Origin of the sequence: Prevotella sp. FD3004 (assembly GCF_000746155.1) — a bacterium.
Taxonomy (GTDB): domain Bacteria; phylum Bacteroidota; class Bacteroidia; order Bacteroidales; family Bacteroidaceae; genus Prevotella.
The window spans coordinates 51,381-68,793 of the sequence record NZ_JQKR01000013.1; the positions used below are offsets into that span (position 1 = coordinate 51,381).

The 17,413-nt window shown below is 51.3% G+C and carries 16 protein-coding genes; 4 read left to right on the forward strand and 12 right to left on the reverse strand.

Translation table 11 applies throughout. The features are described 5' to 3' along the window. Window positions 1–81 precede the first annotated feature (81 nt). The 3 genes from T325_RS04855 to T325_RS04865 are packed head-to-tail and all read left to right on the forward strand — an operon-like array spanning window position 82 to window position 2,164. Complete coding sequence (locus T325_RS04855) at window positions 82–882, forward strand: RsiV family protein (protein WP_081911050.1); 801 nt, start codon at window positions 82–84, stop codon at window positions 880–882. Between the two features lie 6 nt (window positions 883–888). Next, a complete protein-coding gene (gene rsmG / locus T325_RS04860) occupies window positions 889–1,515 on the forward strand; it encodes a 16S rRNA (guanine(527)-N(7))-methyltransferase RsmG (RefSeq protein WP_036910971.1) in 627 nt (208 codons plus the stop codon). 4 nt (window positions 1,516–1,519) lie between these two features. Next, complete coding sequence (locus tag T325_RS04865; protein WP_036910973.1) at window positions 1,520–2,164, forward strand: MBL fold metallo-hydrolase; 645 nt, start codon at window positions 1,520–1,522, stop codon at window positions 2,162–2,164. Here T325_RS04865 and T325_RS04870 read toward each other — a convergent pair. From T325_RS04870 to T325_RS04900, 7 genes are all read right to left on the reverse strand, one after another. Then, the gene (locus T325_RS04870) at window positions 2,152–2,823 is read right to left on the reverse strand and encodes a tetratricopeptide repeat protein (RefSeq protein ID WP_036910975.1); all 672 of its coding nucleotides are present in this window, start codon (window positions 2,821–2,823) and stop codon (window positions 2,152–2,154) included. The two genes, T325_RS04865 and T325_RS04870, sit on opposite strands and share 13 nt — an antisense overlap. Further along, window positions 2,816–3,877, reverse strand: a complete 1,062-nt coding sequence (leuB, locus tag T325_RS04875; protein WP_036910977.1) for a 3-isopropylmalate dehydrogenase — start codon at window positions 3,875–3,877, stop codon at window positions 2,816–2,818. Before leuB ends, T325_RS04870 begins: the two co-directional genes overlap by 8 nt. Further along, window positions 3,874–5,448 (reverse strand): alpha-isopropylmalate synthase regulatory domain-containing protein, encoded by a 1,575-nt coding sequence (locus tag T325_RS04880; RefSeq protein ID WP_036910980.1) that lies wholly within the window; start codon window positions 5,446–5,448, stop codon window positions 3,874–3,876. The genes leuB and T325_RS04880 overlap by 4 nt, the downstream gene beginning before the upstream one ends. Next, window positions 5,427–6,023, reverse strand: a complete 597-nt coding sequence (gene leuD / locus T325_RS04885; protein ID WP_036911218.1) for a 3-isopropylmalate dehydratase small subunit — start codon at window positions 6,021–6,023, stop codon at window positions 5,427–5,429. Before leuD ends, T325_RS04880 begins: the two co-directional genes overlap by 22 nt. Window positions 6,024–6,031: 8 nt before the next feature. Further along, the gene (gene leuC / locus T325_RS04890; protein WP_036910982.1) at window positions 6,032–7,408 is read right to left on the reverse strand and encodes a 3-isopropylmalate dehydratase large subunit; all 1,377 of its coding nucleotides are present in this window, start codon (window positions 7,406–7,408) and stop codon (window positions 6,032–6,034) included. After that, window positions 7,409–8,914 (reverse strand): 2-isopropylmalate synthase, encoded by a 1,506-nt coding sequence (locus T325_RS04895; RefSeq protein ID WP_036910984.1) that lies wholly within the window; start codon window positions 8,912–8,914, stop codon window positions 7,409–7,411. 326 nt (window positions 8,915–9,240) lie between these two features. Next, window positions 9,241–10,425, reverse strand: a complete 1,185-nt coding sequence (locus T325_RS04900; protein ID WP_036911220.1) for an iron-containing alcohol dehydrogenase — start codon at window positions 10,423–10,425, stop codon at window positions 9,241–9,243. A gap of 85 nt (window positions 10,426–10,510) precedes the next feature. Here T325_RS04900 and T325_RS04905 point away from each other — a divergent pair, with 85 nt between their 5' ends. After that, window positions 10,511–11,824 (forward strand): GH25 family lysozyme, encoded by a 1,314-nt coding sequence (locus T325_RS04905; protein ID WP_036910986.1) that lies wholly within the window; start codon window positions 10,511–10,513, stop codon window positions 11,822–11,824. A gap of 40 nt (window positions 11,825–11,864) precedes the next feature. Here T325_RS04905 and T325_RS04910 read toward each other — a convergent pair whose 3' ends face one another. The 5 genes from T325_RS04910 to T325_RS04930 form a co-directional block, all read right to left on the reverse strand. After that, a complete protein-coding gene (locus tag T325_RS04910) occupies window positions 11,865–12,626 on the reverse strand; it encodes a hypothetical protein (protein WP_036910987.1) in 762 nt (253 codons plus the stop codon). Window positions 12,627–12,664: 38 nt separating this feature from the next. Continuing rightward, on the reverse strand, window positions 12,665–13,441 hold the full coding sequence (locus T325_RS04915) for an NERD domain-containing protein (RefSeq protein ID WP_231622189.1): 777 nt from the start codon (window positions 13,439–13,441) through the stop codon (window positions 12,665–12,667). 35 nt (window positions 13,442–13,476) lie between these two features. Next, on the reverse strand, window positions 13,477–13,812 hold the full coding sequence (locus T325_RS04920) for a hypothetical protein (RefSeq protein WP_036910991.1): 336 nt from the start codon (window positions 13,810–13,812) through the stop codon (window positions 13,477–13,479). Window positions 13,813–14,248: 436 nt separating this feature from the next. Beyond that, a complete protein-coding gene (locus T325_RS04925) occupies window positions 14,249–15,517 on the reverse strand; it encodes a histidine-type phosphatase (protein WP_036910993.1) in 1,269 nt (422 codons plus the stop codon). A 96-nt stretch (window positions 15,518–15,613) separates the two neighbouring features. Continuing rightward, complete coding sequence (locus T325_RS04930; protein ID WP_081911051.1) at window positions 15,614–17,380, reverse strand: RagB/SusD family nutrient uptake outer membrane protein; 1,767 nt, start codon at window positions 17,378–17,380, stop codon at window positions 15,614–15,616. Window positions 17,381–17,413: the final 33 nt, after the last annotated feature.

Genomic DNA, 17,413 nt, shown 5'->3' on the forward strand with positions numbered 1-17,413 from the left:
CAAAATTACGGATTTTCTACGAGAAATTTGCGATTTTCATGATTTTAGTGTACTTTTGCGGAAAAAATAAGAGCAAAGACGATGATAATCAGACGAAAATGGGTGTTTTTAGCCGTCGCAGCAATGCTGGCAATCAGTTGCAAGCAGCCCGATGAGAACACGGTAGAGTTCGAGGAGCTGACCCTGAACAAAACCGTTGCGCTGACAAGCGACGAGGATTCGCCCAAATGCTCTATCAGTCTGAAACTTCTACAGGCTACCGAGGCAAACGGCCACAAGGCCGAAGTGATAAACAACACGGTAGTGGAAAACCTGTTCCACATGCACGATATGTCGATGACAGGAGCTATGGAGCGGTTTACCGACAACTACGTCAGCACCTATAAGCAAACCATGCTGCCGCTATACAAGCAAGACAGAAACGATTCAACAAAAAGAGCCTGGTATGAATACCACTACGTCATATCAGCAGAAGCCAGTCAAGGCAACAAGCAGACGGTTGTTTATCAAGCCACAATAGATTATTATGAAGGGGGCGCCAGAGGAACTCACCTGATGCGAGTCATGAACTTCGAGGCGAAGACAGGCCGTCTGCTGACACTCGAAGACCTGTTTGCCGACGGTACGGAGAACCAACTGAACAACATACTGCTGAAAGCTCTAAAGGAAAAGACGGGCTATGCCACGCTCAGCGAACTGAAGGAGCACAACTACCTGACATCGGTAGACATCTATGCCCCTGAGAACTTCATCATAGGCGACGAGACGGTTACCTTTATCTATAACCCCTCGGAGATTGCAGCATATTCAGAAGGTTCGATAGAACTCATCATACCCTATACGAGTTTGGATAAATTACTGAAGAACTCATTCACATATTAAGCATTTATGACAGCAGACATTATAAGAAAGTATTTCCCAGAATTGAGCGAAGAGCAGCAGAGACAGTTTGATGCCCTCGACGCGCTCTATCGCGACTGGAATGCGAAGATAAACGTAATATCAAGAAAAGACATCGACAACCTGTATGAGCACCACGTGCTTCACTCGTTGGCCATCGCCAAGATCGTGAACTTCCGCCCAGGCACGGAAATACTCGACTTTGGTACTGGCGGCGGTTTCCCAGGTGTACCCTTAGCCATTCTTTTCCCCGAGTGCCGCTTCAAGCTGATAGACGGTACGGGCAAGAAGATAAGAGTGGCACAAGAGGTATCGCAGGCTATCGGACTCAAGAACTGCGAACCTACCCACCTGCGTGGTGAAGAGGAGAAGGGTAAGTACGACTTCATCGTGAGTCGTGCGGTGATGCCCCTACCCGACTTGGTAAAGATTGTGCGCAAAAACGTATCGAAGACACAACGTAACGCCCTGCCCAACGGCGTTATCTGCTTGAAAGGCGGCGACTTGCAGGCAGAGTTGCGCCCTTATGCCAAGATTGTAGAGGCAACAGACATCAGCACCTTCTTCAAAGAAGAATGGTTCAAGGAAAAACATGTGATATATTTACCCATTTAAATATATGCTGAATATCAAGACTTTCATGTGCAACCTGCTACAGGAGAATACCTATGTAGTAAGCGACGACACGAAGGAATGTGTAATCATAGACTGCGGTGCCTACTACGAAGAAGAGCGTACGGCCATCACCCAATACATAGACAACGAGGGACTGAAACCCGTACACCTGCTCTGTACACACGGACACTTCGACCATAACTTCGGCATAGACACCATCTATCATGCCTACGGACTGAAAGCGGAGATTGCAGAGGAAGACGGTTTCCTGATCAACGACATTCCCGGACAGTTCTTGAGAATGATCGGCGTTCCGCTGAAACGAGAGTATCCGCCCGTGGGCAGATATTTCGAGCCCAACGAAGTGATACGCTTCGGTCATCACGAGCTGAAGATTCTGAAGACGCCCGGACATACCCCTGGCGGTGTCGTATTCTATTGCGAGGCTGAGGGCATAGCTTTCTCAGGCGACACATTGTTTCGCATGAGTGTGGGACGTACCGACTTTGAGGGCGGCAGCTATAAAGAACTGGCTGAGAGCCTGAAGAACGTTATCGCAAAAATGCCCGCCGAGACAACCGTCTACAGCGGACATGGACCAAAGACCACCATCAGCGACGAGCTGAAGTACAATCCTTATTTACATTGATCATACCACTCTTTGAGCGCACCTTTTGGTGTGCCTCGCCTAACCGTCTCGTCAAGTACGTCGCGGGCCTCCTTACGTTTGCCTTGTCGCAACAGGGCATCGGCTTTCGACACGGCAAAGTCTACACTTGAAGGGCGACGAGTGAGAGCTTCGTCCCAGTCGTAGACAGCCACCTCATACTGATGCTGTTCCGTTTCGTAAGCAGCCCGTGCGGCATAAGCGTCGGCACTATCAGGAAAGAGTTGCACGATACGGTTCAACTCATCTGCCGTATCGGCCTTTCTTCCTAACTTCTGCAGAATATGCGCCAAGCCGAGATGCGCCTCAAAGTGCTGAGGCTGAATGGCGAGAAACGACTCGTAGTCGACACGCGCCAAATCGTAATGACGCAACTGAGTATGACAGAAAGCACGGAAATAGAGGGCAGCCAGATTGCGGTTGTCAATATGGAGCACGTTGCCATACTCCTCAACGGCATATTCCCATTGTTGCAGATTAATGTTAGCTTCAGCCTTACGCAATCGGAGATCGACATTCTTAGGGTTCCGACGGATAGACTCCATGAGGGTTGACACAGAGTCGCGCCACTCCTGAGGCGTCTGCGCCGAGGCACAGACAACCACCAAGAGCTGCAACACAATAAGTTTTAATCTATGCATTCTTAATGTAATTTACAATCCAAGCGCCAACCTCACGAGTACCGTAGTGAGCACCACCCTCAACCTGAATCTCCGGAGTACGCACGTTAGCAGCCAGAGAGGCATCGACAGCTTCACGAATAAGGGCGCCTTCCTTCTCCAGTCCGAAATGTTCGAGTAACATAGCGGCAGACAGAATCTGAGCCAGCGGATTAGCCAGATTCTGCCCGGCAGCTTGAGGCCAGGAACCGTGAACGGGTTCGAAGAGCGGCGTGTGCTCACCCAGCGACGCCGAGGGCTGCAAACCCATAGACCCCGTGATGCAGGCCGTTTCGTCGGTAAGGATATCGCCAAAAGTGTTCTCAGTAACGATGACATCGAAGAAACGTGGTTCTGTAAGCACACGCATCGAAGCATTGTCGATAAACATATAGTCGGTAGTAACCTCAGGATACTGGGGTTCTATCTCCTTGGCAATCTGACGCCACAGACGTGATGAAGCCAGGATATTGGCCTTATCGACCACGGTAAGGTGCTTGCGGCGTTTCATAGCCATCTCGAAACCGAGCTTCACGATACGTTCAATCTCAGGACGTGTGTAGATGTCGGTATCGTAGGCCTTATCGTTGTCCTGATACTTTTCGCCGAAATACATGCCTCCCGTCAGTTCGCGAAGCACCACGAAGTCGGCACCACGAATAAGTTCATCCTTCAAAGGCGACTTATGCAGCAGGCAGTCGAAAGTAGCCACAGGACGCACATTGGCAAAGAGTCCCAGTTTCTTACGCATAGCCAGCAGCCCCACCTCAGGACGTATCTTAGCCGTGGGGTTATGGTCGTACTTCAGATCGCCCACAGCAGCAAAGAGCACCGCATCGGCACGCATACACACCTCGTGGGTAGTGTCGGGATAAGGGTCGCCCACCTCGTCGATGGCGTGAGCGCCACAGATTGCTTCTTCGTAAGCAAACTCATGTCCACACTTCTCTGCTATAGCGTCGAGCACAGCCACACCTTGTTTCATAATTTCGGGACCTATTCCGTCGCCCGCAAGTATTGCAATATTCAGTTTCATAATTCTTCTTTCTGTTCGTTTTCGTAAATGTTCAACATCTTAAAGGTTGCCTTGATAGCAGCTTCCGTCTGGTCGGCATCCAGACCACGGGTGCGCATGATACGCCCGTTGTCGTTCCATGTGATGACGGTCTGCACCAACGCATCGGTACGTCCGCCAGGAGGAATCGTAACCGCATAGTTCTGCAGAATAGGGAACGTGCGGTCGAGATACTTCTTGTAGATATAACGCAGCGACTTCACGAAGGCGTCGTACTGACCGTCGCCCGTTGCCGAGGCCTCATACTGCCGTCCATTGATCTCGACCTTGATATTGGCTCCGGGCTTCAGGCCATAGGCGGTTGACACCACGTAACTGACAAGCTTCACCTTATCCTCAGGCGCATCATGCTTAAGCACATCGCTCACGATGAAGGGCAGATCCTCCTGCGTCACAATCTCCTTCTTATCGCCCAACTCGGTAATACGCTGGGTAACGCGACGAGTCTGCTCGGGCGTCAGTTCAAGTCCCAGTTCCTTCAGGTTCTTGGCTATATTGGCCTTACCGCTGTTCTTGCCGAGGGCATACTCACGCTTGCGTCCGAATCGCTCAGGCACCAGTTCGTTCTGATAAAGTCCGTTCTTATTGTCGCCATCGGCATGAACGCCAGCCACCTGGGTAAACACGTTGTCACCTATGATAGGCTGATTAGGCGCGATAGCGATACCGCTATAGCTCTCTACCAGACGGGAAATGTCGTTCAGTTTGTCTTCATTGATATTGGTCTTGGCGTGGAACTGATCCTTCAGAATCACCTGCACACTCGACAGAGGCGCATTGCCGCATCGCTCTCCCAACCCGTTGACGGTAACGTGCAGTCCCTTGGCACCACTAAGTACGGCAGCCAACGAATTGCTCACGGCCAGATCGTAGTCGTTATGCGCATGGAAGTCGAAATGCGTATCGGGATAACGCTTCATCATCTTGCGGAAATATTCGATACATTGCAGGGGATTCATGATTCCCAACGTATCGGGCAGCATAAAGCGACGGATACCGATGTCGCATAGTGCGTCCATCACCTGATACACATATTCGGGCGAGTCTTTCATACCGTTGCTCCAGTCCTCAAGATAAATGTTCACCGTGAGACCTTTGCTGCGAGCATACTTCACCGCCTGACAGATATCTTCGATGTGCTGTTCGGGCGTTTTCCCCAACTGTTCCTGGCAATGGCGCAGAGAGCCCTTAGCCAACAGATTGACGACCTTTGCGCCACACGACACGATCCAGTCGACACTCTGTCCGCCATCCACGAATCCCAGCACTTCCACCTTGTCGAGCTTGTCAATCCTCTCGGCATAGCGGCATATCATGCTGACAGCCTCTTTCTCGCCCTCAGACACACGAGCCGAAGCCACCTCTATACGGTCGACGTTCAGGTCGTGGAGCAGCATTCGGGCGATGATGAGTTTCTCGTGGGGCAGAAAGCTCACACCATTGGTCTGCTCGCCGTCGCGGAGTGTTGAGTCCATGATCTCCACAAAAGGCCGCAGGCTCTTGTAATGACTTACTTGTTCTGCTGTTCCCATAATTCGGTTTTTTCTTTATTCTGTACAAGGAAATCGATATCGTCGAGTCCGTTCATCAGACAATGCTTCTTATAGCCGTTGATGTCGAAGTGCTCGCTTCGTCCCGTTGCCTGATTCGTTACCGTCTGATCGGGCAGATTGACCTCTACCAGAGTCTTCGGGTCGTCCTGAATGCTTTGGAAGAGTTCTGCGAGGAATGCCTCGCTCACCTGCACGGGAAGTACGAAATTGTTGAGTTCGTTGTTCTTGTGGATATCGGCAAAGAACGAGCTGATGACTACCCGGAACCCATAGCCCGCAATAGCCCAGGCCGCATGTTCGCGCGATGAGCCCGAACCGAAATTCTTGCCTGCCACGAGGATACATCCGCTATAGGCAGGATTGTTGAGCACGAAATCCTTGTTAAGCTTACCGTCAGCCTGATAGCGCCAGTCGCGAAACAGGTTGTCGCCAAAGAAACTTTCATCCTTCGTAGTGGCTTTCAAGAAGCGTGCGGGTATTATCTGATCGGTATCCACGTTCTCTAAAGGCAGAGGCACGCAGGTCGACGTTATGATGTTGAATTTCTGTTTCATATTCTTCATTACATTAAGTCTCTCGGGTCGGCTATGACACCTGTCACGGCGGCAGCGGCAGCAACCAACGGCGATGCCAGCACCGTACGAGCTCCAGGCCCTTGGCGACCTTCGAAATTACGGTTAGAGGTAGATACTGAGAGTTTGCCTGCAGGAATCTTGTCGTCGTTCATGGCCAGACAGGCAGAACATCCGGGCTGACGGATCTCGAAGCCTGCTTCGGTCAGAACCTTATCAAGTCCCTCCTCACGAATCTGCTTGTCAACAGCCCACGAGCCAGGAACCAGCCAGGCCACGACGTCTTTCGACTTACGACGCCCCTTTACAATCTGGGCAAACGCGCGGAAATCCTCGATTCGTCCGTTGGTACAAGCTCCGAGGAACACATAGTCGACCTTCGTGCCGAGCAGCTTTTCTCCAGCCTTGAAACCCATATAGTCGAGTGCTTTCCCGAAGTTGGCATCACCCTCTGTAGGAATCGTCTCCGTGATGCCGATTCCCATGCCCGGATTCGTTCCATAAGTGATTCTCGGTTCTATGTCTTCTGCGTTGAAAACCAGCTCCTTATCAAACACGGCATCATCGCCGCTCTTCAGGGTTTTCCAATAGGCGACAGCCTCATCCCAAGCCTCTCCCTTTGGTGCGAACTCACGGCCTTTGATATACTCAAACGTCGTCTCGTCGGGAGCGATGAAGCCGCCTCTTGCCCCCATCTCTATTGAGAGGTTACAGAGAGTGAGGCGCCCCTCCATAGAGAGATTGCGAACCACGTCGCCAGCATACTCCACAAAGTAGCCCGTAGCGCCCGAAGTCGTGAGCCGTGCCATGAGATAGAGGGCCACATCCTTGGCGGTGACACCTTTCTGCAACGTGCCGTTGATGCTGATGCGCATAGACTTAGGCTTTTGCTGAAGGATGCATTGCGAAGCCATCACCATCTCGACCTCAGACGTACCGATGCCGAAAGCCACAGCTCCCATAGCGCCATGGGTAGAGGTGTGCGAGTCGCCACACACGATTGTCATTCCCGGCAGGCTCAGTCCCTTTTCAGGACCAACCACATGGATGATACCATTATCCTTCGACATCATGCCATAGTGTGTCAGACCGAATTCTGCCGCATTCTTCGCCAGCATGTCAACCTGCTTACGCGATACAGGGTCCTCGATGGGTTTATCCTGGTCGTGTGTAGGCGTATTGTGATCGGGCATGCAGTATATTCTCTCAGGACGGAAGCATTTCAGTCCCCTGGCCCGCATACCCTCGAAAGCCTGAGGCGACGTCACTTCGTGGCAGTAGAGGCGATCGATATAAAGCTGTGTCGGCCCATCTTCCACCTGTTGCACCACGTGCTTATCCCATATCTTGTCAAATAGCGTATTCATTTATTCTTCAGTCTTCTTAAACTTATTGATACAGTCGATGTAGGCTTCTACCGAGGCGGTCACGATGTCGGTATTGGCACCAAAGCCATAATAGAGCGAACCGTCATACTCCACCTGCATGTGAACCTTGCCCACGTCGTCAGAGCCCTTAGAGATGGCCTGAATGGTAAACTCCTTCAGCGTCATCTGCTTCATGATGATTTTCTTCAGGGCCTTGATAGCGGCATCCACAGGACCGTTGCCAGAAGCAGCAGCCTCGAACTTCTGCCCCGAGATGTCGAGACCTATTGAAGCCACGCTCTTCACGCCCTTACCCGTAGTCACCTGCAGGAAGTCGAGACGCACGGCATGTGTGTCAGCCATATCGGCGCCAGCCAGCATCAGCGCGTCGGCATCGGTCACCTCCTTCTTCTGGTCGGCCAGCACGAGGAACTTCTCATAAACCTTGTCGAGCTTCTCCTCCTCCAGGTCAACCCCGTTCACGTGGAGACGATGCTTCAAGGCAGCACGCCCCGAACGGGCTGTCAGCACGATGCTGTTGTCGTCGATGCCCACATCCTTGGGGTCCATGATCTCGTAGGTATGCACATTCTTCAGCACGCCGTCCTGGTGTATGCCGCTCGAGTGTGCAAAGGCGTTGCGCCCCACAACCGCCTTATTTGGCTGTACGGGCATATTCATCAGGCTCGACACCATTCTCGAAGTAGGATAGATCTTCGTGGTGTTGATGTTCGTGTCGATGCCCAACTGCTTATGACACTTCAGAATCATGGCAATCTCCTCGAGCGACGTGTTTCCCGCACGCTCGCCGATACCGTTGATGGTCACTTCCACCTGACGGGCGCCAGCCATCACACCGCTGAAGGTGTTGGCCGTAGCCATGCCGAGGTCGTTATGACAATGGGTCGAGATGATGGCACGATCGATATTGTCGACATGTTCCTTCAGGTACTTGATTTTCTCGAAATACTCCTGCGGCAGACAGTACCCCGTTGTGTCGGGAATGTTCACCACGGTAGCTCCGGCCTTGATCACGGCTTCTACCACCTGCGCCAGATACTCATTGTCTGTGCGCCCAGCATCCTCGCAGTAGAACTCCACGTCGTCGACAAAGCGCTTGGCATACTTCGTGGCCTCGACAGCCTGCTCTAAGATGCGCTCACGGGTAGAGTTGAACTTAAACTGGATATGCTCGTCGCTCGTGCCGATACCTGTGTGGATACGCTTGTGCTTGGCATACTTCAGGGCTTCGAAGGCCACGTCGATGTCGTGCTCTACGGCTCGCGTCAGCGCACAGATAACGGGCCACGTCACGGCCTTTGAGATTTCAATCACCGAATTAAAGTCGCCCGGACTCGATACGGGGAATCCAGCCTCGATCACGTCCACGCCCAACTGCTCGAGCGCCTTGGCCACCTGAATCTTCTCTACGGTGTTCAACTGGCAACCGGGAACCTGTTCGCCGTCGCGGAGCGTTGTGTCGAAAATAAACAATCTGTCACTCATTTCTCTATTTGCAATTTATTTGTTTTGTTTGATCTGATGTCTAAAAGAAAAAGCCTTTCGCACTCGGAAGTGAGAAAGGCTCTTCATATCATTCAGTATCATCGTCTGACCTATATATACGCCCTATCACTTCCGCCTGCCCCCTGCAGTCGAATAATAATAATGGCGTTAAGTAGATTCAGACTCTTCATACTTGCTTCTATTTTTTATTTCGGCTGCAAAGTTATACATTTTCTTTGAATCAAACAAATAAATCGTAAGTTTTTTAATTAAAATAATTGCAATTTGTTATATTTAAGCGCACACACCTTATATATTATTATAATTCAGGCGTTAGCCTTTTCGTAGATGGCCGTCATGTCTTCGGGCTTCAGCACCTCCATAGCGCCAATATTCATCTTACCTCCCCGACTGCACTTCTCAACGAGCGCCTTAATCTCCTCGGCAGTAATCCTGCGGCCCACGAGCTCAGGGATGCTGACGGGCATACCTATCGACACGAAGAAGGCCTCCATAGCCTCGATACCCTTCAAGGCCGTAGCCTTAGGGTCGGTAAAGTCCTGCGTCACCCCCATCACGTCGACGGCAAACTTCGCAAAGCGGCTCACGTGCCTGTCCATCACGTAGCGGGCCCACGAGCCCCAGATGGCAGCCAGACCCGCACCATGCGTCACGCCGAACATGCCGCTCAGCTCGTGCTCCAGCTTGTGGCAGGCAAAGTCCTTTTCCGTGCCACACTCCGTCAGGTCGTTGTGCGACAGCGAGCTGGCCCACATGATGGCAGCCCTGTGCTTATAGTCGTCGGGCCGACGAAGCACCTCGGGCGTCGCGTCTTTCACCGTCCTTAGCAGGGCCTCGGCTATCGCGTCGGTCAGCACGGCATCCTCGTATTTCGAGAAGTAGCGCTCCATCGTGTGCATCATGATGTCGGTAGCCCCTGCAGCCGTCTGGTAAGGCGGCAAAGTGTAGGTACGCTCAGGATTCATGATGGCAAACCTGCAACGACACAGGTCGCTGTTCACGCCACGCTTCAGCATGCCCTCGTCGTTGGTAATCACACAACTCGACGACATCTCGCTGCCCGCCGCGGGAATCGTGAGCATCACGCCGATAGGCAGACACGCCTGAGGCACGGCCTTTCCGTCCCAGAAGTCCCACACGTCGCCCTCGTAGCCCACGCCATAGCCGATGGCCTTCGCCGAGTCTATCACGCTACCGCCGCCAACAGCCAGGATAAAGTCCACGTGCTCGCGCCGACACAGTTCGATACCCTCCCTCACCTTCGACAAGAGGGGGTTTGGCACCACTCCGCCCAGCTCCACATAGGCAATGCCGGCCTCGCCCAGCATCTTCTCCACCTTGTCGAGCAGACCCGATTTCCGTGCGCTGCCGCCGCCGAAGTGCACCAGCACCTTAGTGCCGCCATACTGTTTTATCAACTGCGGAAGCTTCTCTTCCGACTCGCGCCCGAACACCACCCTCGTGGGGGCGTAGAAATTAAAGTCCTTCATCATGAATTTCTCTCCTAAATGAATATTTCTGCTGCAAATATACACATTAATCAATAATAATTAGTAATTTTGCGGCATAAAAAAAATGAAAAAGATCCTATTCTATATCATATGCCCATTCGTGGCCCTCATCGCGGTCACGCCCTTTCTCCCCCGCCCCGTCCACAAGGCACCCAGCCTGTCAGGCCACATCGTCGTCAGCCAAGACACCATCGAGCCCGAAGACACCAGTATCCTCAACTTCGCCAACGAGCTGGCCTACTATTTCTCGCGCCATAACGTGCAAGACGAGGGCTATGAGATGGTGGCCGCCTTTGCCGACGGCAAACGCCTCGAAGTGAAAGTCTCGCCCTACATATCGGCCCTGAACGTGGGCACATGGAAGAACCGCCAGCGCCAGGGCACAGGCGTCGCCCTCGACTCGCTGGGCCGCACCATCGTCGGCACCTTTCAGGCCGACACCCTCACCACGGGCATCCGCCTCGACTCTACGGGCACCTATCGCGGCGACTTCGTCAGACTCGCCGCCCAAGGCCACGGCGCCTATCAGCACTTCAACGGCAGCTACTTCGAGGGCCATTGGGAGGGCGACCTCCGCCACGGCTTCGGCCTCGAGATGCAGAATCCCCTCGGCAGCGAGCCCCGCCTGCGTGTAGGCGAATGGCTCAGCAACCGCTTCTGGGGCGAGCGCATGCGCTACACCACCGAACGCATCTACGGCATCGACATCGCCCGCTACCAGCACGAGCAGGGCCGTCGCCGCTTCCCCATCGACTGGAGCAAGATGCGCATCACCTTCCTCGGCAAGAAGAGCCACAAGAATGTCAAGGGCGACGCCGACTATCCCGTGTCGTTCGTCTTCATCAAGTCTACCGAGGGCGTCACCATCCGCAACCGTTACTACGCCTCCGACTACCATCAGGCCCGCAAACACGGCATCCGCACGGGCGCCTACCACTTCTGGCGTACCAAACTTGGCGGCGCCCAGCAGGCCCGTTTCTTCCTGCGCAACACCCTGTTCGGCAAGGGCGACCTTCCCCCCGTGCTCGACGTAGAGCCGTCCGACGCCCAGATCCGTGCGGCAGGCGGTCCCGAGGCCATGTTCCGCCAGATACGCACGTGGCTCCGCATGGTTGAGCAGCATACGGGCGTCAAACCCATCCTCTACATCAACCAGCGTTTCGTCAACATGTATCTGCCCGTGGCCCCCGACATCAAGCGCGACTACCGCGTGTGGATAGCCCGCTACGGCGAGTACAAGCCCGACGTGCGCCTGGCCTTCTGGCAGCTGTGTCCCGACGGCCGTGTGGCAGGCATCCGCCCCGAGGTCGACATCAACGTGTTCAACGGCTACCAGACCCAGTTCGACGAGTTCCTCGAACAGGAGACCATCAAGTAAGCAGTCAAAAATAAATGCAAATTAAACTATGTTCTTGATATCACGCTTCTTGCCATTTTCGCATTGGTTCTTTCATCGCTTCTAAAAGATTGTCAACAAACATATTGCACTCATTAATAAGCCCAACTATATTATCACATGTTAAGGTTATTCTCTTCAAGTGATTATCTTCTTTTTGGTTTCCTGAACGATGAATAATATCATGTCTTTTTAAAATATCCTTATTAATCCTTGTGTAATCTGGAAAACTAATTTCAAAAACGTTTTCAAAAACGTTTTTTATTTTCTTCATATTATGAGCATTTATACTACATATATCTTTAAATACAAACTCATAAACATCATTCTTTTCATAATTTGCGTTGTTTATATACAGAAGATATCTGTCAAAATACAGTTCACAACCTAAAACCATAGTATATAGAAACGATGTAATAAACAGTTCGAAATTACCAAACACAGCGCCATAAATGCTCTTTAGTTGTATCTGTATTAAATCTTCTGGTATCTCAATCTTTAAAATTCTTAGAATCTTATCAATCTCTTCTATATATTCATTTTTGAGTATTGATGGATCATTAAAAGTAGCTAATCCTCCTAAAGATACAGCAATGCCTCCAGCTGCCTTATATCTACAATATGGAATAAGTGTCATTTTATCATCTAGATTAAGGTCGCCTTCTATTACTAAACAGGCATTTGATGCTTCTTTTATATCTTCTAAGCACGATAATCCTTTTGCTATATGATAGCCTTTATTGGCATATATTCCACCCTTTACATATACGATACTTTTTTTCATTTTAAAATGTTTTTAATATTTCATAATTAAAGAATAATCTAGTGAGTTGTGAATCTACACTTTGGATAATTAGAACATCCCCAAAAACTACCATATTTTCCCTTTCGTAAGACTAACTGAGCGCCACATCTTGGGCATATACCTGAAGCGAGTTTCTTATCTGTTTCGTTCTTTGCCCATTTTACATTTTTCACATGTTCTCTATCGCTTATTACCTCCCTATAATCGTAGACATTAATTCTCTCTACCAAATTCAAGACATCAATATCTGATAAATAGATAGTTCGATAATTAATTATCGTATCATATAAGGCTTCTTCAGAAATAACACAGTATTGAGATTCGATTTTAGATATATCAGCCATATCTGTAAATACGACTATGGGCACAATCGGCAAATAGGGCCACTCTTTTACCATATTCTTTATGGCATAGGCATGAGCCATGGATTGTTTTACTGGATTATAAAACTTATTCTTTGTAACATAGGTGTAAGTCTTGTACCATTTCCTCCTATACGTCACATCTGTGACAATAAGCTGAGTCCAATATAGAGAATTGTCATTTCCAAAAATCTCTCCACGATAGTTTTTTGTCTCTATCGTGAAGATAGCATATTTAGAAACAACTATATGGTCGATTTGAATAGTCCTATTACCCGACTTTAAAATTACATCTTTAAAGACATAATACTCATCAGGTAAATCCAATAGCAAATTATGAATCTTAGCTTCTCCCCTTTTCCCTTTCATCTTGGGAGATCTCAATACCCATGAAAGGATAACAATCCCTAAAACTACGACGACAAATACCATATAAAAAATGTCATGCATAGAAATCCTCAGAATAGTTACATATTAATGTATTTCACTGGGTTTGCGCTACGACCATAGAACGTCTTAACAGACTTTCCTATATATGTACTATCAGGATCCTCGATTCCATTAAACTCTACTCGTCTCAAGTATTGGGATTCCTGGGTGTAGTACCATTTTTGAGGAATATATACAGCTTTCACCTTGCCATCTACAATAGCCAGTACATGTGTAGCTAGAGAAACTCTCTCCAGATTCATTTTCCAATATTTACGCGTCATCTCATAGAGATTTTCACGCTTTATAAATCCTACCTTTACACAGACTATTCTGTCGCTTTCATTAGGTAACAATTCGTTTTCTGTATCCATACAATAATCGGGTTAGGTTTGAAAATATGATGGCAAAGTTACTAAATATTTCTAACACAAGCAAATGTTTGAGCGGATTATCTTTATTTCTATATTGTTGCAGTTGTTGCAGTGTTGCAGTTCGAATCAGGGAGTGAGAAAAGTGAAAAGTAAATTCTATATATTTATATATATAATATATATAATATATAGACATTTTTTTAGGGGTGCGCCAATCTTACAAACAACTGCAACACTGCAACAACTGCAACAGATTGGGTGATTCTGCTCGGAGGAAAGCGGGAGTTGTAATAAGGCTAAGTAGGACTTTGCTCGGAGCAAGTATGGGAGTAGTCGAGGTGTTGGTAGATAAGGTTCTTGAGTGAGATGAAAGAAAAATCCCTCAGCATTGAAGTGCTGAGGGATTTATGATTATGTTCTAATCGAAGAGAACTGACTACTCGGGCTTTACGCTGTCGCAGACGGCCTTGTAGTACTGGCGGAAGTCGCTCCAGCGGTAGTACGGGGCCTGGGTGGTGGGTACGGGCAGCGTGGCCTCCTCGCCGTTGAGCAGCAGCTTGACGAGTATGTCGTCGGCCGACTTCTTGCCGCGGTAGAACACCAGCTGGATATTCGACGCCATGCAGGTCTCCCAGCTCTGGTAGCAGTTCTTCACCTCGTAGGGGTCTTCGGGGTCGAGGTCGGCGCCGTTGATGCCCAGCAGAACGGTGAGCGGACCGATGAACGAGTCGTGGCCGAAGCGCAGGTCGGCTATGCGGTCGCTACGCCCGGCGAGCACGTCGTCGGCCTTCTGGATGATGTCTTCAATAATGGGGATGACGATGTAGCGGCCGCTGAAGAGCCATGAGTAGGTGCCCAGGTTGCTGTATTCCCAAAAGTCGGCCACCTCCTGGTCGCTGATGATGCTACCCATCATGCCCTCGTGGTCGATGCTGGGCAGCGAGGTGTAGAGCTCTGAGAGCCAGTCGACCACTTCGTCGGCAGGGGCCGTGAGGCTGTCGGTGGTGGTGAACACGCGGCTGAGGACGGTCTGCACGATGGTGGTGTCGACCTTGAACTTATCCATGTTGCTCTCGAAGCGGGGTTTGCACTCGGGGTATTCCTTGCGGTCGGGGTTCTGCTTGTCGGTGGGCACCACGGCGTTGAGCGTGAAGCGCGACGACTGCTCGCGAATCTCGATCTTAGGGTTGCACTGAACGAGCTCCTGACAGAAGCCCGACATGGAGATGACGCAGCGACCCACGAGCGACGAGACGGCCAGCACGTTGCCGCCCTTGCGGAACACCTGGGGGAAGTCGTTGTACATGCGGCGGGCAATGCCCTGGTGCTGCTCCCAGCCCAGCTGGGTCAGTTCGCTCCAGCCCGTGTTGAGCTCTTTCTTGGCGGCCATGAACTTCTGGCGGAAGGCTTCGCCCTCGGCGGTGAGCTGGTTGAGGGTGTGGGCCTTCATGAGCAGGGTGTCGATGTTCTTATAGAGTTTCTCGTTCCAGTAGTAGCGCGAGCCGTGACGGCCGTAGTGGCTGATGTAGAACGGCTTGTAGCCCTTGGGGGCCTTGGTGAGCGGGGCGGTGTTGAACTGATAGGGATAGTCGGTGCCGTAGGCCCTGCGCGGGTCGGCCTTCAGACGGTCGAGCGCGGCATTGCTCTGAGCCCAGGCGCCCACGCCCAGACACAGGAACAGGAGATTAAAGATAGTACGTTTCATAATCGTTTTAAAATTTTTTTTCCTTGCAAAGGTACGAATAAGCGGTCAAAAAAAGGGTATGCCCGAAAAGACATACCCCCTTTTTAACCTTTTTTGTTATTTAAAGCGGTAGGGTAAGTCGCCCTTCGCCCAGTTCGTTCCGTCGCCCCAGCCGGGGTTCTGCTCGAGCACGCCCTCAGAGAGGGTCACCTGATCCTCTGGAATCTTGAAGAATCCGCCACCCGTCTCATTGTAACGGGCCATGAAGTCGTTGGTGAAGGCATATTCGCCCTCGATGCCCTGGTTCAGGATCTTGTTGCCCACCTGGTTCTTCACCTTCTCGGCTACGTCGCCCCAGCGGCGCAGGTCGTTCCAGCGCAGAGCCTCGAAGCAGAGCTCATAGCGGCGCTCCTTCTTCAGGTTGGCGAGGCTGTAGGCGATGTCGGGCAGCTTGGCACGCTCGCGAACGGCATTCAGACCGCTCTTGCCGTTGTAGATGGCCTTACCGTCGGTGAGCTCTGAGTGCATGAGCAGCACGTCGGCAAAGCGCAGCCATACGAGCGACTGGGTGAGACCCGTCTGGCGGTTGTTCTCAGAACCGTAGAAGTAACCGTAGCTGAGCATGCGCTGACCCGTCTCGGGGTCGATGGCCTCGCAGCCTACATACTTCTTGGCCAGCAGGTTGGTGTTCTCTACCTCCTTGGCCTTATCACCCTTGTAGTTAGGAATCTCGACGGCACGGTCGCAGATAGAGCCTACGCGGCGGTAGTCGCCTGCATAGTCGGGATCGGCAGCCCAGTCGGTCCACAGCTTCTCGCACACAGGACCGTTAGAGTAGCCCTGTACAGAGAATGGGAAGGCGTCGGCCGTGGTCTTGCGCAGGCTGTAGAACTCTACGATACGGTTGTGGCGCAGCTGGTCGTCGGCACTCCATCCGGGCTTGTTCGACATCTTGACGGCAAACATGTTCTCCTTGTTCTCGTCGGTCTCCCAGTTCAGGGCGTTGTCGAGGTCGTACTTATAGTCCTTACCCGTGTAGGGGTTGGTGTAGGGCCAGAGGTTGCGCTGGTCGGCCACAAGGCCGTAGCCGCTGTTCTGGATGCAGTCCTCGAGCCAGGCAACCACCTGCGACTTCGAGATGCTGCCACCGTCGGCCAGGGGCAGTTCGCTCTTGCCGTAGAAGCCTGTGTAGAACAGCCACACGCGAGCCATCATGCCCTCGGCAGTCCACTTTGAGGCACGGCCGTCGCCAACCTCAGGATACTTTGTGGCGGGGCCTATCTCGATGGCGCTCTTCAGGTCGCTGGCTATCTGGGCATATACCTCGTCGGGGGTAGACTTAGGCAGGTTCTGGGGCTCGGTAGAGAGTACCAGGGGCACGCCGTTGAACACCTGAACAAGATTGAAGTAGTACCACGCACGGAGGAAATGGATTTCGCAGAGCAGCTGGTTCTTGGTCTTCTCGTTAGACCAGCCAGTCACGTTGTCGATGGTCTCGAGAGCGTTGTTGGCGCGGTTGATACCGGCATAGCGCTGCTGCCACAGGGGCTTCATCCAGTCGACGTAGGCATTCATCAGTCGGTCGACGCCCTGTGCGCCGATGTTACTCTGAGAGCCGCCGCCCAGACGGTCGTCGGAAGCGATATCGAACACGAAGAAGGGGTCTTCCTCGGGGTCGGCCAAGTTACGGTTCATCACGGAGTATATACCGTTTACCATCTGGAAGGCGTCGGTCTCGTTGATCGGGAAGTTCGACGTGTCCTTCATCGTCAGGTTCTCCGTGTCCAGGAAGTCGTCACATGAGGATAAAAGTAAAAAGGTGAAAAGGTAAAGAGGCAGAACCTTTACTATACCTTTGGCCTTCATAAAAATATATTTTCTCATATTCTTTTGCTTATTTAATTTCCTACTTTCTTA